Below are 19,482 nucleotides of genomic sequence, written 5' to 3'. Positions count from 1 at the left end.
AGCTGCCGATCTTCGACAGCGACCCGGATTTCGAGATCCGCATCTTCGGCGGCGGGTTCTATTACTGGGCCGACAACTTGCAGAACGTGGCCGGCCCGCGGGGCCGGGTCGAGGCGCGCATCTACGACCTCGATTTCCTCACCGACGGCTCGCGGCTGACGCTGGGCGGCGAGGTGCGCAACGACGACGTGCGCGGGACCGAGGGTTTCGGCTCGGTGATCGTGCGGATTCCACTGGCGGCGATGGGCGTCGGCAGCCAGCCCAAGGTGACCGGCCTCGACCGGCGCATGCTCGATCGCATCGTGCGCGAGCCGATCATCACCGGCATCGGCTACAACGACGAGGCGGTGTTCGTGAACAACGGCGACGCCCGGGTCGATTCGATCTTCTTCGCCACCGACGGCGGCGGCGGGTCGGGGATCAAGTACGACCCCGACAGCCTGGCCGACGCGCTGGCCAACGGCGGCGACAACTCGATCGTCGTGCTCGACGACAACAACGGCGCCTACACCGCCGGCCCCGGCGGCATCGATTTGGCCGAGGGCCAGAACCTGGTCGGCGCCGGCAAGGCGGTCAAGCTGACCGGGTCCTATACCGGCTACATGGTCTATTTCACGCCGCTCCCCGGCGAGGGCACGCCGACCATCATCGGCGACGACGACAGCGCGAGTCTGATCACGTTCCAGAACAATTCGTCGATCGTGAACCTCTACCTCGAGGGCGATTTCTACCACGGCGTCCACGGCCCCGACGTCGAGAGCAACTTCTGGATCCAGGACCTGGTGATCGACCTGTCGAGCGCCACCGGCGACGGCATCCGCACCTATGTCAACAACCCGCGCGACAACGTCTACAATCTGTTCACCACCTCGACGCCGAGCGGCTTCATCAACTGGAACCGGATCTTCGATTCCAGCGACCGTCACGGCATCTTGACGACGATCACCGCCAATGATGGCGACGCCCATTCGTTCGACCTCGCCGTCACCCAGAACACGATCAACAACGTCTGGTACGAAGGTATCCACGTCGAGGTCTATGTCGACGGCGCCGGCTCGTCGCTCAAGAACAGTATCGACGTCAGTTGGAACTCGATCGACAACGTCGACTACAACGACGGCATCAAGGTCCATGCCCATGCCGACAACGAGGGCTTCCTCGACCAGGCCGACCCGGTGACGATCAACTACAACTCGATCAACAACGTCTACGACGACGGCATCGAGACCTACACCGATGCCGACTACGGCGGCACCATCCTGCAGACCCTGTCGGTCAACTGGAACACGATTACCGATACCGACGAAGGCGAGGGCATGGAGGTCCGGGTCGCCGCGCGCAATGGCGGTCTGATCGATCAGGCCAACACCATCAACGTCAACAACAACTCGATCTTCGACACCGGCGGCGACGGCATCGAGGTCGACGTCGAGGTCGAAGATTCCGGCTCGACCGCGATCCAGACCATCAATATCAACAACAATTCGATCAGCGAGACCAACGGCGACGGCATCTCTGTCGAGATCGACGTCCGCAACGGCGGCTTCCTCGACCAGGCCAACACCCTCAATATCAACGACAACTCGATTGCAGATATCGGCGATGAGGGCGATGACGGGATCGACGTCGACGTCGACATCTACGACGACGCCACTGCGATCCAAACCATCAACATCAACGGCAACTCGATCGACGATATCGACGACGACGGCATCGAGGTCGACACCAACGTCAACAACGACAGTTTCCTCGACCAGGCCAACACGATCACCATCAACAACAACACGATCACCGATACCGGCAATGACGGCATCGACGTTGATACCTATGTCGGATACGGCTCGACGGTGGTGCAGACCACCAACATCATCGGCAACGTGATTGGCACGCCGGGCGAGGACGACGATATCGGCGACAAGGGCATCGAGATCGATAACGACGTCCGCGGCGGGGGATTCCTCGACCAGTCCAACACCATCACCATCGGCTTCAACACCATTACCGCGACCGACGAGGAAGGCATCGAGATCGACAACTTCGCCGATTACGGCCTTGGCCGCCCCGGCACCCTGTTGCAGCGGATAAACATCCACCACAACTCGGTGTTCGAGATCGACGACGAGGGTATCGAGATCGACACCGTTGCCGTGGGCACCGGCACGCCGCCGCCCAACAACGTCTTCATCCAGCAGCATATCGATATCGACGACAACATCGTCTCCGCGAACCTGTACGAGAGCGACGGCATCCAGGTCGAGACCCGGGCCGCCAACGGCGCCTTCATCGACCAGGGCAGCACCATCAACATCCGCCGCAACACGGTGACCGACACCGGCGACGACGGCATCCAGGTCGAGAACGACGTCTACCGGGCGACGCTGGCGCAGAGCCTCAACGTGTCGGGCAATACGGTGACCTATTCGGGCCAATTCTATTTCAGCGTCGTCTCGCACAACGTCTATGTGAACAACGACGTCAATTACAACGGCACCCTGTTCCAGACCATCGACGTCAACGACAATTTCCTGTCGCGTAATTCCTATGCGGATTTCTTCGGGCTCGGGCCGATCATCGGCGACGGCGTCAACATCACCACCGACCTCGACCGGGCGTCGACCGCGACCCAGACCATCAACGTGCTGCGCAACTCGATCAGCTACGAATCGGACGACGGCGTCGACATCGACACCGATGTCAGCAACGACTCGATCATGAACCAGGCCAACACCATCACCGTCGCCGGCAACACCATCAACCACATCGGTTATGGGATTATCGGCTTCCTGCTGCCCCATGCCGGCGTCTCGATCGACAACGACGCCGACACCGCCGGCACCCTGGCCCAGACCGTCAATGTCACCGACAACGTGATCTACGATGTCAACGACTCGTTCATTATCGGGTTGGGCGGCGAGGGCGTGCGCATCACCAACAATGCCGACGATCTCGGCACCACCCTGACCCAGACCGTCGACGTGAGCCGCAACAGCATCTCGGCCACCGACGACGAGGGCGTGCAGATTTCGACCGATGTCAATTACGACGCCTTCGTCGACCAGGCGAACACGATCACCGTCTCCGGCAATACGATCCACGATGCCGGAAGCGACGGCGTCCTGGTCGACAACCAAGTCGGCAATATCGGGTTCATCATCACCAGCGACAACACCGGAACGCTGCTGCAGACGGTCAATATCGACGACAACACGATCTTCGATGTCGGCGGCGACGGCATCGACGTCAACAACGACGTCGAATATGCGCCGTCCTTGCTGGTCCAGACGGTCAACATCCGGCGCAACTCGGTGACCGATACCGGCGATGACGGCATCGTCGTCGACAATCACGCCGACGAGGGCTTCATCGATCAGGAAAACACGGTCACCATCGACGACAACACGGTCCTCCGTGCCGATAACGACGGCATATACGTCAACAACGAGGTCGACGACGAAGGCACCATCCGCCAGACCCTCAACGTCCGCCGCAACTCGGTCGACGAAAGCGGCGACGAGGGCATCAAGATCGACGTCGACGCGGACGACGAGCCTGAATCGCGCCACTACCAGACCGGCACCATCAGCCACAACACCGTGGTCAACAGCGATAGCGACGGCCTCTATATCGACGTCAACGTCGACGACGGCGCGTTCTCGACCCAGACCTTCGATATCGGCCACAACTCGATCGCCGGCAACGGCAGCGAAGGAGTCCGGATCGACATCGAGAATGATGACGACGAAACCAGCACGTCGTTCTTCCTCGATTTCTACAACAACGTCATCCACGACAACACGGCGGACGGGCTCGCTATTGACATCCTGATCGACAACGACGATGCCAGCAACGTGTTCAATGCCACGATCCGCGACAACTCGATCGTCAACAACGACGACGATGGCATCGAGATTTTGATCAACCTCGATCAGGACGGCGTATCGATCGCCGACATCGACTTCGTCGGCAACACCATCGGCGGCAACGGCCTCAACGTCGGTGACGACGGCATCTATGTCAGGGTCGAGGCCGACGACGCGGCGCTGTCGAACACGATGCTCGAGTTCACCGACAACACCGTCTTCCTCAGTTACGACGACGGCATCGAGTTGCGCCAGGATTGGGATTCAGCCGATACCGGCGGTTCGGTGACGATGAGCGCCGCCTTCATGGGCAACGACATCAACGCCAACGGCGACGACGGCGTGTTCCTGTACAACTCGGGCGACACATCCGACTTGCATGCATTCCAGACCGTGCTGTTCACGCCGGGCGGCAATTACATCACCAACCACGACGGCGCGGGCGATTTCGGCCTTTACGCCTCCAACAACGATTTCGGCATCCAGTTCGTCGACCTGACGAGTGTGACCTTCGCCGGCAACGGCACCGCTTTCGGCAGCAACGGCGGCGGATTCATTCAGACCATCATCGGGCCGTAATCCGCACCCTTGTAAACACGATCCAACCGGACGCGCCGCTCCTCCCGAGCGGCGCGTTTGCGTTTGGCCCTCACGACCTCACCCCCTCACCCTCGGTCGCTCCGCTCCCTCTTCCCTCTCCCTCGAGGGGAGAGGGAATTTGACCGCGCGCGGAGCATCTCCCCTCGCCCCTTACCCACGTTCCCTCGCCCCTTCGGGGAGAGGGAGGGACCCGCGTAGCGGGAGGGTGAGGGGGACCCGAGCTTAGCCGGAGCTGGGTGAGGGGGAGCTTGAGCCGAGGACATGGCCGACCCAACCATCCCCATGCCCGCAGAACCGGGATCCCGTGTCTGCACCGCGTCACTCATCGTCCGGCAGCGCGCGGGACCGGCGAAGTCTAACGCGGCAGTTTGGAGAGTTCTTCGGCGAGGTCCTTGGTCGATGCCATCACCGGCTTGAGCTCCGGCGCGTTCTTCTTCCACTTGTCCGGATCGGGCGCGGTCAGCGTGTATTTCGAAGGTTTCAAGGGGGCCTTCGAGGCGTCCTCCATACGGGCGCCGAACGGAACCTCGGCGAAGGTGCACAGACGCCGCAGCTCCTTTGCCGGGTTGGCGATGAAGTCTTCGTGACGGATCGAGCACCAATGGTCGTCTGGGACCTCGGTCAGGTCGTCGAGGATCAGCCGGTTGGTGGTGAGCCATTGCGCGGCGACGATGTCGGCCAACTTCTTGCCGTTCAATTCGCGCCAGTCGGGGATCAACAGATGGGACCACGGCTGTCCCTTCCACCCCGGCAATCCGCGATAGGTGACGTAGCGTCCCGAGCGCCAGGAATCGAGCAGGCTGCTCAGATTGTCGCGCGGGTTGCGGTGGAGGAAGATGAACCGCGCGCCGGCGAAGGCCGCGCGCAGGAACGGGATGCGCAGCGCGTTCTTTGGCGTCTTTTCGAGGAAGCGGACGGTCTCCGGCACCGCCTCGCCGGTCAGGCTGGTCAACAAGGTTCCGTCGGCGCTGCGGGCATCGCGCAGAAACCCGCCGCGCAAGGCGCCAATCACCTGCGGCGAGGCGTCGAGGTGGGTGAGCCGGTTGGAGGCGAACTTCTTCGCTTTCGGGTGCAGGCCCTGGATCGATTCGACCTGCTGGTGGCCCTCATCGCCAAGGGTCCAGAAGTCCCGGTTCTGGGCCAAGGTCTCGAACAGCAAAGTGCTGCCCGAGCGCGGCGCGGCGACGATGAACACCGGGCGGTCGAACATACTAGCCAAGCGGTGCTGGTTCTGATTGGCCCGTCGCGCCTGGGCGCGGCGTTGTCCGCCGCCGCCTTGCCGCCGGCCGCCGCCGGCCGCCCGCCGGGCCTGGCGCACCGGGATGTTGGCGTTGGCCGCCATGGGCAGGGCCGAGCGGTCGAGGGCGAATGCGAAATCGGACTGGATGATCGACGAAGCGGTCATGCCGTTGCTCGCGACGCGGAGCGCGGGCGGCAGGTGTTGGGCCAGCTTGAGCGCGTCCTGAACCACATTCTGATAGCTCGGCCAGGCGGTCTGGTCGGCGCCGTCGACGACCCAAATCGAGCGCCAGGCGTGGCGGATTTCCTCCAACGCCTCCTCGACGTCGTCGATCAGCTCGGCATCGTTGTCGGCGCGGGCGCGCAGGTCGGCGACCAGGATTTCGCAATTACGGTCGATCTCGCCGGGCGCCATCACCGGGGCGCTTTCGTAGTGTTCGATGGGAACGCTGATATCCTTCTTGTCGAGATCGAACGGCACGAACTGCGGCTCGCGCTCGTTTCTCTCGACCTGGCGCAGCATGCGCCAGAAGGAGGCCGAGCCGACAGTGTCGATGACGAGATGGATTCTGGTCACATTGCTCGGGTTCTCGACCTTGTGCAGACGCCAATTGTCGAAGGTCCAGCAATCGCCGGCCTTCATGTGCACGTTGTTGTCCTCGCACCAGAATTTGACCGACTGATCGGTGACGATGGGGACGTGGATGCGGGTCCGGTTGCGCCAGTAATAGGCGATATCGGTGTGCTCGAGGACGTCCGATTCGGCCTCCAGGCGCATCAATCGGGTGCGCCCGATGACGGTATCGAACGACGCCAGGACCTGCTGCATGTAGGGACAATTCGCCAGGTGCTGGGTCGGGCGCATGGGGCCCTTGGTGTCGTCGTTCTCCTCGCCGTGGGCGGCGATGAGGATCAGCGCGGTATTGCCCTCATAACCCGACGGATGCGGCCGCCAGGCGCTTTCCGGGAAGGCCAACGCCTCTTTCTTCAGCCGGCTGGGGTCGAAGGTGAAGGGCAATTTGTAGAAGGGTTGTCGAAGCTTCATGGATCTCCGGCGTCCGGGTTGTAACCTTTTGAAACAGGGAATATATTCGCCTCACGAATCACCCCCTTATAGCAACTTCAACGGGACCTGAACAGAGGACGCATGGCAGTCGCAGCGAACAAAATGGCGCGGGAAGAATCGGAACTTTGCGAGTGTGGCAGCGGCTTGCGCGCCCTGACCTGCTGCCAGATGAAGCAGGCAAAACGCGAAACCCAGGCCATCCGCGATTATTGGAAGCCAACCCTGGAACAGGCCGAGGCGGCCCTGAAAGCGGGCAATCTGAAGGACTCGGCCTTTCATTGCGTCCATGTCATCGAGCATGCGCCGTGCTATCTCGAGGCGCTGCAGATCCTTTACCAGGTCCGCGCCCGGGAGGGAAAAACCCAGGCCGCGGAGGCGCTGATCAAGCGCGCCGTTCACATCAACCCCAACCAGATCTGGTCGACCAACGAGCTGTCCTTCCTGCTCTACCGCAAGGGAGAGCGCGCGCAGGCTGAGCACCACGCGCGCAACGCCATCCGGATCGCGCCGCGCAACGCGCGGGCGCACAGCATGATGGCGGCGCTCCTCACCGAGGCCAACCGCAACCTGTCGGGCGAATACCACTACCGGCGGGCGCTCGAATTGGTCGAGGGCGAAGACGCCAGCCTTTATGCCAATCTCGCCCTCAACCTCAAGCAGCAGGGCCGGGTCGCGGAATCGGAGGAGTTTTACCGCAAGGCCGACGCGCTCGACCCGAACAATTTCAACACCTTGATGGGTTGGACGCGGATGGAGGAGGCACGCCGCAACATCGATTCCGCGTGGGAGCTTCTGGGGCGTGTGGAGGCGCTCGAGAAACGGCCGGCCGCGATCGCCCTCGTCAAGGCGGTGCTTCACGGTCGCGAGAAGGAATACGACAAGGCGCTTGAGGTGCTCGACGGTCTCAGCAGCAGCGAGGAAATGCAGGAAGTCGATCCGACCTCGACGCATCTTCTCGAAAAGGGCCGGCTCTACGACCGGCTCGGCCGCTTTGACGAGGCCTGGGATTGCTACGAGCGCGGCAAGAACATGGTGCGCGAGGCCAGCGGCAACAGCTACCGCGACAAGATCGCGGCCCAGCTCGCCGGCCGTCTGAAGAATTTCTTCACCTCCGGGCGCCTCGAACTTTTGCCCCGTGCCGAGCGCCGGGACGGTGTCGCGCAGCCGCTCTTCGTCGTCGGATTCCCGCGCTCCGGCACGACTATGGTCGAGCAGACCCTGACCGCCCATCCCAAATTGTGCGCCGGGGACGAGCTGACGTTCATCGGCGACTTGACCCGGTTCACGCCGCAGATGCTGAACAGTCCGACGAAATACCCGGAGAGCCTCGCCGATTTGTGGATCGGCGAAAACCTCGGCGGGCTCGACCATATGCGTGACTGGTATCTCGGCAAGGTGCGTCAGCTCGGTATCCTCGAAGACGGGGTCGACTACTTTACCGACAAGATGCCGCTCAACGAGACCCATCTCGGCTTCATCAGCCTGCTGTTCCCCCAATCGCCGATCATTCACCTCATCCGGCATCCTTTGGACGTTGTCGTCTCGGTGTTTTCGAACTACCTGACCCACGGCTACTATTGTGCGTTTTCGTTGGAAAGCACGGCGCGGCATTACGCCTTGGTGATGGATCTCGTGTTCCACTACCGCGACAACGTTCAAATGAAATACATGCCGGTCAAATACGAAGAAATCGTCGAGGACCAGGAGACCAACGTGCGGGAACTGCTCGACTTTATCGGCGAGCCGTTCGACGAGAAATGCCTGAATTTCCACGAAAATGCGCGCTACGCGCGAACCGCGAGCTACGCCCAGGTGACCGAAAAGCTATATTCGCGGTCGGCCTACCGTTACAAGAACTACCTCAAGCATCTCGAACCGATCATCCCGATCGTCGAACCGGTCATCAAGCGCCTGGGCTATACGGTCGACTGATCCGACGCGCGCCGACAAATGGCGCGGCGCGGCCCCTCAATTCTTGTGTTTGACGTTTTGCGTCAGCAGCCACAGCTGGCACGCATTGGCGATCTGGTCCGTATAAGCCGCGGCGTTGGCCGGAACGTTGCTGTCGACGAACTCGGGAATGCAGAGCGTGACGTTATCCTGGATGCGCAGTGATTTGAAGCGCTCGTTCTTGGCATAATCCCACTTGCCGTGTCCCTTGATGATGAGCATTTCCTGCTTCAGGAAATTGAACTTCTGATGCTCGAACGTGCTGTTGGTGATGACCCCGGCGATCTCGATATCGGGCGCCAGCACGATCTTGTTGAGGGATGCATTGTAGGCGGGGTTGGGGTGGACGAAGAACAGGGTGTTGAAATCGAGGTCGTCGCCGAGCGGCTCCTTGCGCCCAAAGCTCATTACGCCGTTTTCGATCGCTTTCTTCCAATCGCTGAGGACGCCCATCGCCTTGGGATTGCGTATCGTCGCCGCGAACATATCGACGATGGGTTTCATGCGTTCATCGACGCGCGCCATGAGATTACTCCAGCTTGGATTGGGGTAGGTGCCGAACGGTGGTGCGCCGGCCAGGGCGCGGGCCGTTGTGCATAGCAGAAACCGCTCTACGCGCAAACCGATTTGGGGTGAATGGCGCTAGCTTCGTGTGCTGCATAACTCACCAAGCGCGGCCGCGATCCTGTCGACAACGCCGCTCCAGTCGTTTTGCTGTTCCTGGCGGAATACCCGGACGCTCGGGTACCAGGGCGAATTATCGATGTCGCGGCCCCAGCGCCAATCGCCGGTCCGGCTCAGCATCAGCCAGGCCGGCCGGCTCAGCGCGCCGGCGAGATGAACCGTGACCGTGTCGACGGTGATGATCAGGTCGAGTTTTTCGATGATCCCGCCGGTCTGGAAGAAGTCACCGAGGACCTCGTCGCCGAGGACGTGGACCTTGCCTTCGAGCCCGGCCTCGGTGAGAACCGATTCGTCGGCGCCGAATTGCAGGCTATAGAGTTTTACGCCGGGCACCTCGGTCAACGGGGCCAGCATTTCAGGCGTCATGGTGCGATAGTGATCGCCCTTGAAGGTCGTGCTACCGGCCCAGATGAGGCCGACATTCAAGGTCGCGCCGTCGAACTGCACGGCGCTGTCGGCGGCGGCGCGAATGTAGGGCGTTTCGGCCGGAACATCGGGCCACCGCGTCTTGAAGATTCTCGGCAGGCTGAAGATAGGAATCTTGAAATCGATTGCCGGTACATCTTCGAAGGCGGTAACGATCCGGTCGATTCCGTCGACGGTTTCCAGCACCCGTTCCAGCGGTTTGGCGACCAGGAAGACCAATTCGCCGCCGCGTTCCTTGACCCAGGGGACATAGCGGAGGCACTGGATGACGTCGCCGTAGCCTTGCTCCTGATAGACACCCAGAGTCTTGCCCTTGAAGTCGCCGCCGTCCCACATCGGGGCGTTGACCTGACGATGGCGGAGCCGTTGATTGAGCACGGTTAGGCGGTGCTCGTAATCCTCCCAGCCGCGTTCGTAGTCGCCGGCCCGAAGGCGCACCAGCCCCCGGTCCATCAGGATTTCCGCATCTTCGGGAGATTGGCGAAGGGCGCGGGTGAACATCTTGACCGATTCCTCGGTCTTGCCCAAGGCGTCCAGCGTGTTTCCCATATTGTGCATCGCCGGGCGGTAATCGGGGTCGAGCTCGAGGCACTTGCCGTGCGCGACATGCGCGGCTTCGAAGTTCTGCAGGCGTTGGTGCACCAGACCTATGTTGGTATGGACCGGAGCGAAAGTGGGATTGAGCCGCTTGACCTCCTCGAATTGCTTGAGCGCGTCCTCGAGCCGTTCGCTTTTTTTCAGCCACACGCCAAAAGTATTATTGAACGAGACGTTGCTCGGGGCCAGCTCGAGCGCCCGGCGCAGCGGAACCTCGGCTTCGTCCATCATGTCCAGCTGCATGAGCGCGGCGCCACGCAAATGGTGGGCGTGCATATGATTCGGACGACGCTGGATGATCTGGTCGATGAGGCGCATGGCCACCCGCGGGCGCTTCTGGTGATAAAGCTTCGCCGCCATTTCATAGGCTTGCTGGATGGGGACCGTCTTGCCTGGCATTGTGAGGTATCCGGGTGAGGTGGGTTGTTGCCGTGGTAGTGCGCTGACTGCACCATTTTCGAAGGAGGTTTTAAGCCAGCCGGGCACGACAAACAATACTCGCCGCAAGCGTTTTTTCCCGTCCGTATTGCCTTGGCCGGCAGCGGGTCCATATTCCTGTTGTCAGCAGGCGTCGAACAACATGGCCTAAGGCTCGAGGGCGGCGATATTTCGTCGGCCCCTGGGAGCCGGGGAGGGGGCGAGATGGCACAATCAAGTGATCTGGGCATTACACTTCCCGCGGTGTCCGGGGTGCTGAACTACCTTGCCGATGCCGATCAAAAGCCGGTCTTTTACCCGTCCGTCGCCGGTGCCGGCGAGACCCGTTTCGGCGGCGAATACGCGGCGCACGCGGTGCCGATCCATGATGGCCGTCCGGTGGCGGATCGCTTTTCGCTCGACGCGCAGGGATTTCAGCTCGCGGGGCATCCTACCGAAGTCGTCGATTTTCTCGATCAGGAGCAGATCGAAACCATCTACGAGAGAGAGATCGAAAAACTGGTGAAGGACCACACCGGCGCCGCTCATGTCGTCGTATTCGACCATACCTTGCGGGCCGATTCGGCGGAACTCCGCGAGCGCAAGAAGATGCGCGATCCGGCGCGAAGCGTTCACAACGACTATACCGACCGCTCGGCGCCGCGGCGGGTGCGCGACCTGCTGCCGGAGGCGGAGGCGGAAGTGCGGCTCCAAAGCCGCTTCGCCATCGTCAACGTGTGGCGGCCGATCGCCGGGCCGGTAAGATCATCGCCGTTGGCATTGTGTGACGCGCGCAGCGTAGCCGATACCGACCTGGTGCCGAGCGAGCGGCGGGCCTGGGACCGTATCGGCGAGGTCTACCAGGTGCTCTTCAATCCCCAGCATCGCTGGTATTACTTCCCCGATATGGCGCGCGACGAGGCGTTGTTGATCAAGACCTATGATTCCGAACGGAGCGGGCCGGCACGGTCCGCCGTTCACACGGCCTTCGAAGATCCAACCACGCCGGCGGACGCGGCGCCGCGCGAAAGCATCGAAAGCCGGACGCTGGTATTTTTCTAGGGTGTGATCGGCTCGCGTCGCAACGAAGTGAGCCGCGAATCACACCCTAACATATTGAATTAGAGCAAGATTCACGGTTCAGTTCGACTCGATCTGAAACGATCTTGCTCTAGGCGCCGGCGGCGCCTTCCGCCGCGCGGTCGGTGGTTACAAAAAGCGATTCCATTTCGCGCCGCAGGCGATAGGCGTCGAGGTCTTCGTCGGTGGCCACGTCCGACCACGTCAGCGTGGCGCCCTCCGCGACGTCCCGGCGCAATCGAAGGTCGCTGGCGAGTCCGATCGGCAGGGCACCGAGCCGAAGGCTCTCGACCGCCGGCATCAGCTTGCCCCAGACCAGGGCGCCACCCTCGCCGTCGAGTATTTCGCCGGCCCGCAGCGCCCGCTTGGCGGTTGCCGTGACGTCGCCACGAAATCCGCTCGGCGCACCTGTCGCCTCGCCGCGCAGCGCGGCCGAGAGGACGGAAATGTTCAGTTCCAGCCCGATCAGGTGATAGGGCTTATACAGCGCGGCGCGGGTGCCGGACGGGTCGGTGACTAGGCCGTATTCGGCGAAGCAGCGCGCCGCATAGGGGTTGGGCGCCTCGAACACGACATAGACGCCCCAGCGCAGGTCGCGGGGCACCGGTGAGCCATCTCGGTTGAGGCTGGAGACGACCTCGACCTGACCCGCTTGTTCGAGTGCGCCGCCCTCGCCTTGGGGACACAAGACCGTGGGCAGGTCGTCGGCACCGCAAGGCGGAAAGGCCAACCCGGCCGACGGCGGTAGGAGGCCCGTCGCGTTGGCGACCGCGGCCATCTCGATGCCCGACTTGGTGCCGTCGAGAAACGAGTTGAACATTTGCGGGTTCATGCCGCCGGCGGCGGCCTGCTCGGGCGTCACCCCGTAGTGGGTCCAAACCGTATCCGGCGTCGAGGCATGATAGGCGGGCAGGTATTTGGTTCCCTTGCCGGCGGCGACGACAGTGAAGCCGCAGGCCCGCGCCCAGTCGACCAATTCGACGATCAGCGCCGGCTGGTCGCCATAGGCAAGTGTATAGATGACGCCAGCGCCGGCCGCCTCGCGCGCGATCAACGGTCCGGCAAGGACATCCGCCTCGACATTGACCATCACGACGTGCTTGCCGTTGCCGATCGCGGCGCGGGCATGACCGAGCCCGGCGGCGGGGTTGCCCGTGGCCTCGACGACGACCTCAACCGCATCGGCCGCCATCAGCGGCATCGCATCGTCGGTGAAAACCGTGCGGTCAATCAATTCACCGGGCCAGCCCACATGGCGGCACGCCGTCCGCGCCCGGTCGGGGTCGAGATCGGCGATGCCGAAGACATCGAGACCGGGCGTCGCCGGGATTTGCGATAGGAACATGGAACCGAACTTTCCGGCTCCGATCAGCGCGACGCGCACTGGCTTGCCGGATTCCCGGCGTTGGTGGAGAAGCTGGTTGAGGCTCACGGGCGCTGCCCGACGGCAATGACTATTGCGGGTTCACGGCCAATTTCTTGGCTTGCGCGATTTGGTCGGGCGTCAGGCTGGCGGCCAGCTTATCCCGCACCGCGGCGGCGTCGTTGTGCCCCAATTCGGCAGCGATCATGAACCACATCAGCGCCCGCACGTCGTCTTTCGGTACACCTTCGCCTTTAAAATACATGGCACCGAGATTGTATTGCGATTGGGCGTTGCCTTGTTGCGCCGCGTTGGCGAACAGTCGGACCGCTTCGGCGTCGTTCTCGGCGACGCCCTTGCCCTCTTCATAGAGCAGGCCGAGATAGTTCTGCGCCTCGGGCAAGCCGTTTTCCGCCGCCGGCTTGAACCAGCGCACCGCTTGAATATGGTTCTGCGGCACTCGATCGCCGTCGGCGTACATGGTCCCCAAGCGATATTGCGCCGGCGCATAGCCTTGTTCGGCCGCTGCCAAATACCACTCGAGCGCCTTGTCGTCGTCCCGAGGCACGCCTTCGCCGTTGGCGTACATGGCGCCGAGGTTGTATTGAGCGCTCGGGTCGCCCTGGTCGGCGGCCCGTTGATACCAACCCAGCGCTTCCGCATCATCTTGGGAAACACCGACACCGGAATCGTAGAGCACCCCAAGGTTGGTCTGCGCGCCGGCCAGGCCCTGTTCCGCGGCACGGCGGTACCATTCGGCGGCCACGGCATCGTCGCGCGCGACGCCGATTCCGTTCTGATAGAGGTGGCCGAGGTTGAATTGCGCAAAGGCGTCGCCCTGCCGGGCGGCGCGCAAATACCAATCCGCTGCCTTGACCGGATCCTGCTCGATTCCATCGCCCTTCATGTACATATGGGCGAGGTTGAATTGCGCCCGCGAATGGCCTTGCTCGGCGGCGCCCCGGTACCAATCCGCGGCCTGGACGCGATCGGTCGGCACGCCCTGGCCGCGGTCATAGATAAGTCCCAGCCAGTAGGCGGCGTTGGCATCGCCGATTTGGGCCAGCGGCCGCCAGGCGCCGATAGCGGCGGTATAGTCGCCACGATGGTAAGCTTCGTAGCCATCGTTGAAATCGGCCGCCGCGGGACCAGCCAGCCCAATGGCCAGAACACCGCCCATTGTCGCATATGCGATCGAGCGCTTCATCCGCACCCATCTCCTCGAAGCCATCGGTTTCGCCATTACCGTTCGACGGCTTTGTATTTCATCTGCATCAGGTTCATAGGACCCGACCGTTGATTGGACGGACCGCTCAAGAACGCGGCGGGTTCGTCGAAGCGGGCAACGCGCCCTCTTCGCGGAATCCCGATCTTTGGTTCGGGTTGGTCGAAGATTCTTCGGTCGCCGGTGTCGTCACGTCAATCCGCTCCGAGGCCGCCGCCGAACCACCGAAGACCCAGCGCAAGGCTTCGCCGAATTCGTCGTTTCCGTCATTCGGTCGGGTCGCGACCACGTCGCGGCGCTCGATCGTGACATCGCTGCGCTCGACCGGCGGCGCGGTGACCTTCGGATGGTCCGCCGAGGGAGCTCCACTGGCGGTCCCATTTTGGCCGCCGGATGCGGCTCCGCTCGGTTGGCCATTCTCGTCGAGCTCGACATTGGCCTGCTCGGTGGATGGCAGGTCCTTGCGATAGAACCCGACACAGGGGAGATAATCGACTCCCGTGACATGGCCGACCAGCTCAAGCACGCCGAGTTCCAAGGTCGTGCGTACCGCCATCTGCAGCGGCTCCTGGCTCTTCACGCCCGCGTTCCAGTCGACCAGGATGTCGCCGAAGAAGCGAAAGATTTCGGTTTCGACCTCATAGCCGGTGACCTGCTTCTGCAGGCTCGTCGTCTTGATTACTTCGAGGGTTCGCGAGTTCACGATGCGAAGATCGGCGGCGACATTGATGGTGAAAATGCGCGCCTTCGGTCCGGCGTTGTCGATCCGCAACTCGGCGCCGCCCGATTGGATATTGTAGTTGAGCTCGGTGATGCCACCGACGATGAAATAGTCGGAATCGAGGATCGAGCCGCCGAGATAGGGCAGCCAAGGCACTTCGCGCAATCCCTCGCCGTTGTTGGGAATAACGTGGCGTTGGCCGTCGCCGAGATACCGCTTGCTGAGATAGGTCAGCTCGATCTCGGTGACCTGCGTATCGAAGCGTTCGCGCAGCTTGACCGCGTCACCCAGCTTACCCAGCGCCGACATCACCATCAGCGCGCCGCCTTGGGTGATCGGGTTGCCGCCGTCGATCTCGCTGAACTTTCCAGTATAGTCCTTGACGTTGCCGACCGTTACCGCGTAGGGCGGACGACCGGTGCCCTTGATCTTGCTCGACATGCAAACGAATGCCGATTTGAGCGGCGTCGAATTGTCGGTGACCGCCGGGCCCTGGATGACATAGGCCTCGTCGGGTGCCCGCCGCACATGCTCGAAATCGGCGCAACCGGCAATGCCCAGAGCACCGGTTATCACCATCCCGAGACCTACGTTACTTAGCCACCTGTTCATACGCCCCCTTGTCTGCCCTCAAATGTGTCGCTCGCTGTTGATCGCGAGTCTCGTACGTTCACCAAATATACGCGTCGAAATTTGCCCGAACGCGTCTACGGATTGAGACAGGCGGTGCTGTTCTCAATTTCCGATTCGATCTCAACATCGTCGCTTATGTTTTGGTCGTTGTTCAAGACCTGATCGGCGGTTCCATTGAGATTCTGCGTCCCGATCGTGCTGAAGATGTCCGACTTCGAGTTGGTCGCGGTCTGGGTCCCGGAATTCGTCTGGGCGAGATCGACGAGCTGATCGCCGTCGCTGCCGTCGCCGGATACCTGGGAGAGCTCCGAGTTGCTGCCGGCCGCATCGGCGATAATTTGGTTGTCTCGCAATCCGACCGGCGACGCGATGGTGGCATCGGTCGCACCGGAATTCGCGTTTCCGGTCGCCGTTGACGTGACATTGCAGTTGATCTGGTCGCCGTCGATATTGGTCGTGTTGTTGATCGTGTTGTTGATGTCGAACGAATCGAAAAACCCGCCCTTCTTCCTTTCGATCAGATCGACGATGCTGACATTGGCAATCTTCTCCGACGGTGTCTCGAACTGCCACGGCGGGTTCTCGAACAAGCCGTTCGCCATCGCCGGCGCCGTGAATGCTGCTCCGATGACCAAGGGCGCGAGTAATCGACAGACCTTCAACATACCACTCCCCCTTCCCATGTCGAAACCGCAGAAATTGCTGAACTCAAACAATCCAGGTCGACATCCACTTGAGCGCTTCCGGAACCCAATCGCCAACATTCCACCGGAGGCATACGGGGATGGTAATGCCTTAAGTCCTTGATGGCAATTGATTGCTTTGCATAGTGGAACTGCGGCCATCGATTGACTCATTAATGACATCGGCCGATAAGGCGCCGGCTCAGCTTTGGCGAGCATGGGCATTCTTAGTTCAAGGGCCGATCGAGGGGCGGAGCGCAATTCTTGCATCGCGGAGGCTCGACGACCGCATCGGCCGGCACATCGCCGAGATCGATCTGGACCGCGGGAGCGCGCCGCTGCACGTCGAGCGGATCTTCGCCGACATCGGTCTGGCTGACCGGCCCCTTTGGGCCCTTGCCGACCACGACCAATTCGTCGATCGGCACGCCTGGATTGCGCAGAGAGTTGATATATGCTTGCAGTGCATTGAGGTCGGTTTCATTGCGGCTGACCGCCGGAATGCGCGGCTGATGGACGACACTGAGCCACGACCGCATGGGAATCTGCGGCCAAACGGCTTTTTGCGCCAGTTGATTCAAGCTGTCCGGTCCGGTCGCAACCCCAATCGGGCTGTTGGCGACCGTATGGCATTGGCTGCATTCCTGTTGCGCGACGTCCCATCCCCGGGTCACGTCGTCTGCCGCTGCGGGGCCGTTCATCATACCCATGGACAGCGCGACGGCCAAACCAGCCCCGATGAAAAAGGTGTTTCCAAGAGGACTCGGACGGGGGCGGGAACTCCGAGGATAGGTGCGGCACCGGACCATAACCGGCCGCATCGGATCGACCTTGCGCCGCATGGCCTTAGCCCTCACAATTGTGCCGATAACCGGCATGGTAGCAGCGATGCAAATGTTCTGCCAAGGGTCATTGGCGAAACGGCTGGGCCTCTTCGTTGCCGGGGGAATGATCGTTCACGCAATGGCCGGCGCGCTAGCGGCTGACGAATGGCCTTTCACAGTCACCTTTTCCGGAACGCCGGGCGTGGAATTCGTGGCGGAGTGTGTCCTCGAGACGTCCGACGGCACGGTTCCGATGGAATTGTCCGATGCGGTGCCGCGTCAATATGACCTTTTGGGCCAAGGACTTGAGTGCCGCATTAGCCGGCCGGCGGGCGACGGCCGATTGACGGTTGAAATCAACAAGGCGGACCGGTCGATCAGCCGCGCCAGCGTATCGGGGGGTGCCGGCACGACGCGCATTTCCGTTCGGTGATCGACACCGTAACGGCCACTTTTTGTCACGATTGTAATAAAAATCAATTGTTTGCCGTAAAGAGGTCACACCGTATAGTTAGTCATTGCATTGTCGGCAGAGCGATGTACCATAGGGGTGGCGGAACGCTTTCACGGGGGTCATTCTGAGAGCGTCCAGCCATGGTTAGATAAATGACAATGATAGGGGGCCTAATCTCTTGTGTCATTTGAACCGCGTCCTGCCTCGAAGAACCGGTCGATTCGGATTCGAACGCGTGGCGTGACGACCCGGCAAATACGATAGCCGGGTGAGAAGTGGTGCGGCGACATGCGCCGTTAGACGAGGTTAGCTTTGAATGATGAACGTCATCATTAACTAGGAGGGATCGGAATGCAGGGACGAATTCTCACAACCGCGGCGGCGGCCGCGATCGCCGTCGGGGGCTGGGGCCTCGCGGCGCAGGCGCAGCAGGTGACGATTTCCGTACCGACGGGAACACCGGGCAACGTGCTTCCTATTAACTTTGCCCCGACCCAGATCAACCTCGGGCAAACCAACAACGTGGTCAGCCAGGGCGCGACCGCTATTCTCGATCAAATCGGCCTCTTGACGCCGGCTCTGGCGTTGGTCGGCGACACGGTCGCGGTCGAGGACAATGCGATCCAGGCCATTTTCTCGGCCAACAACGCCGAGAATTCCGCACTTGTCGCGGGAACCGATTGTATCGGCAATAGTTGCGGCGGCGTCATCGCCCCCAATACGGCGAGCATCGCCGCTTCCACCGCCCAGGTCTTCTACGGAACGGGCGTATCGCCGGCACTCGTCGACACCAGCTTCATCGGAGCGAACTTCAACGGAGCGTCCGATGGTACGAACAACACGTCGGTCAAGGTCGACGCCAACAGCATGCTGGCGCGCGCGGCGGGCAATCGGCTTCAGCAGGATTTCGCCGGCACGTTCCAAAATCTCGACGAGACCGGCGGTGGCGCTCAATCCACGACGATCGATTCCACAGCCGTGAACCAAGTTGTCGTCAGCGGTGGCGGCAACATCACCAGCGCCTACAACCAGTTGATTATCGAAACGGCAGAAGTGACGGGCGAAATCGGAAACGGTGCCGGTGCTACCCCGTTCGATGGCAGATTCGAGAACTTCATCGGCATCAACAATGAGGCCGGCCCAATCATCGATCTCGACGAAACACTGCGGGTGCTGAACAACAGCGCCACGGCCTTCGCCGCCGGCAACGACGCCGCGTCGTCGATCACCGGCGAGACCGGTCCGCATACCTCGGCCATCGCCGGCTTCCAGAATGCGACCGGCGGAGTGACCGTCACCGCGACGGTCCAGAACATGGGCATCGGTCTCATCACGGGCGGCACGATGACCAATTCGACGGCTCGCGTCGCGGGCAACGTGATCGCGGCGATCGGTGCCGGCAACAACGCCGTCAACGCTTTGGGAACCGGGACCCCATAAGCTCGGCACATCGATCTCCTATTTCGATAGCGCCCGCTTCGGCGGGCGCTATTTTTTTGTGCCCGGCGTAAGAATGCACCATAGGAGAGTGCCCCATTATTTGGCCGCAAAACGATATGGATGTGAGCCGTTACATCGGTACATGGCATAGCGGAATCCGGCTTGTTCCGTCTTTTCGATAAATTTTACCGTTCCTAAAGACCTCCCAACTAAAAAGACG

The 19,482-nt window shown here is 61.6% G+C and carries 13 protein-coding genes; 5 read left to right on the top strand and 8 right to left on the bottom strand.

Features of this window, described 5'->3' with window-relative positions:
- Positions 1–4,439, top strand: a 4,439-nt coding sequence (locus GY791_20985; GenBank protein ID MCP4330872.1) for a right-handed parallel beta-helix repeat-containing protein, incomplete at its 5' end; no start/stop codon positions are given.
- 376 nt (positions 4,440–4,815) lie between these two features.
- On the opposite strand, the gene GY791_20980 is transcribed toward GY791_20985, so the two are convergent.
- Positions 4,816–6,744: a hypothetical protein gene (locus GY791_20980; GenBank protein MCP4330871.1), complete on the bottom strand. Its 1,929-nt coding sequence runs from the start codon at positions 6,742–6,744 to the stop codon at positions 4,816–4,818.
- 189 nt (positions 6,745–6,933) lie between these two features.
- Here GY791_20980 and GY791_20975 point away from each other — a divergent pair, with 189 nt between their 5' ends.
- A complete protein-coding gene (locus tag GY791_20975; GenBank protein ID MCP4330870.1) occupies positions 6,934–8,697 on the top strand; it encodes a pilus assembly protein in 1,764 nt (587 codons plus the stop codon).
- A gap of 36 nt (positions 8,698–8,733) precedes the next feature.
- Here the strand turns inward: GY791_20975 and GY791_20970 are convergent, their stop codons facing one another.
- Together GY791_20970 and GY791_20965 are read right to left on the bottom strand one after the other, a co-directional pair.
- A complete protein-coding gene (locus GY791_20970) occupies positions 8,734–9,240 on the bottom strand; it encodes a hypothetical protein (protein MCP4330869.1) in 507 nt (168 codons plus the stop codon).
- A gap of 117 nt (positions 9,241–9,357) precedes the next feature.
- Positions 9,358–10,821, bottom strand: a complete 1,464-nt coding sequence (locus tag GY791_20965; GenBank protein MCP4330868.1) for a tetratricopeptide repeat protein — start codon at positions 10,819–10,821, stop codon at positions 9,358–9,360.
- A gap of 243 nt (positions 10,822–11,064) precedes the next feature.
- Between GY791_20965 and GY791_20960 the strand changes: the two genes are divergently transcribed.
- Entirely contained in the window at positions 11,065–11,901 is an 837-nt protein-coding gene (locus GY791_20960) for a methyltransferase (GenBank protein MCP4330867.1), read from the top strand.
- Positions 11,902–12,010: 109 nt separating this feature from the next.
- Here the strand turns inward: GY791_20960 and GY791_20955 are convergent, their stop codons facing one another.
- The 5 genes from GY791_20955 to GY791_20935 form a co-directional block, all read right to left on the bottom strand.
- Positions 12,011–13,351, bottom strand: coding sequence for a Gfo/Idh/MocA family oxidoreductase (locus GY791_20955; GenBank protein MCP4330866.1), 1,341 nt, complete (start codon positions 13,349–13,351; stop codon positions 12,011–12,013).
- Between the two features lie 22 nt (positions 13,352–13,373).
- Positions 13,374–14,489 (bottom strand): SEL1-like repeat protein, encoded by a 1,116-nt coding sequence (locus GY791_20950; GenBank protein MCP4330865.1) that lies wholly within the window; start codon positions 14,487–14,489, stop codon positions 13,374–13,376.
- 106 nt (positions 14,490–14,595) lie between these two features.
- Positions 14,596–15,840 (bottom strand): hypothetical protein, encoded by a 1,245-nt coding sequence (locus tag GY791_20945; GenBank protein ID MCP4330864.1) that lies wholly within the window; start codon positions 15,838–15,840, stop codon positions 14,596–14,598.
- A 95-nt stretch (positions 15,841–15,935) separates the two neighbouring features.
- Positions 15,936–16,526, bottom strand: a complete 591-nt coding sequence (locus GY791_20940) for a hypothetical protein (GenBank protein ID MCP4330863.1) — start codon at positions 16,524–16,526, stop codon at positions 15,936–15,938.
- 245 nt (positions 16,527–16,771) lie between these two features.
- Entirely contained in the window at positions 16,772–17,254 is a 483-nt protein-coding gene (locus tag GY791_20935; protein MCP4330862.1) for a hypothetical protein, read from the bottom strand.
- Between the two features lie 166 nt (positions 17,255–17,420).
- On the opposite strand from GY791_20935, the gene GY791_20930 reads away from it, so the two are divergent.
- Together GY791_20930 and GY791_20925 are read left to right on the top strand one after the other, a co-directional pair.
- Positions 17,421–17,801, top strand: coding sequence for a hypothetical protein (locus tag GY791_20930; GenBank protein MCP4330861.1), 381 nt, complete (start codon positions 17,421–17,423; stop codon positions 17,799–17,801).
- A gap of 372 nt (positions 17,802–18,173) precedes the next feature.
- Positions 18,174–19,262, top strand: a complete 1,089-nt coding sequence (locus tag GY791_20925) for a hypothetical protein (protein MCP4330860.1) — start codon at positions 18,174–18,176, stop codon at positions 19,260–19,262.
- Positions 19,263–19,482 lie beyond the last annotated feature (220 nt).

The organism is Alphaproteobacteria bacterium (genome assembly GCA_024244705.1).
GTDB lineage: Bacteria > Pseudomonadota > Alphaproteobacteria > JAAEOK01 > JAAEOK01 > JAAEOK01.
Note: the sequence above shows the minus strand (reverse complement) of the source record. Positions and strands in the feature narration are given on the sequence as shown.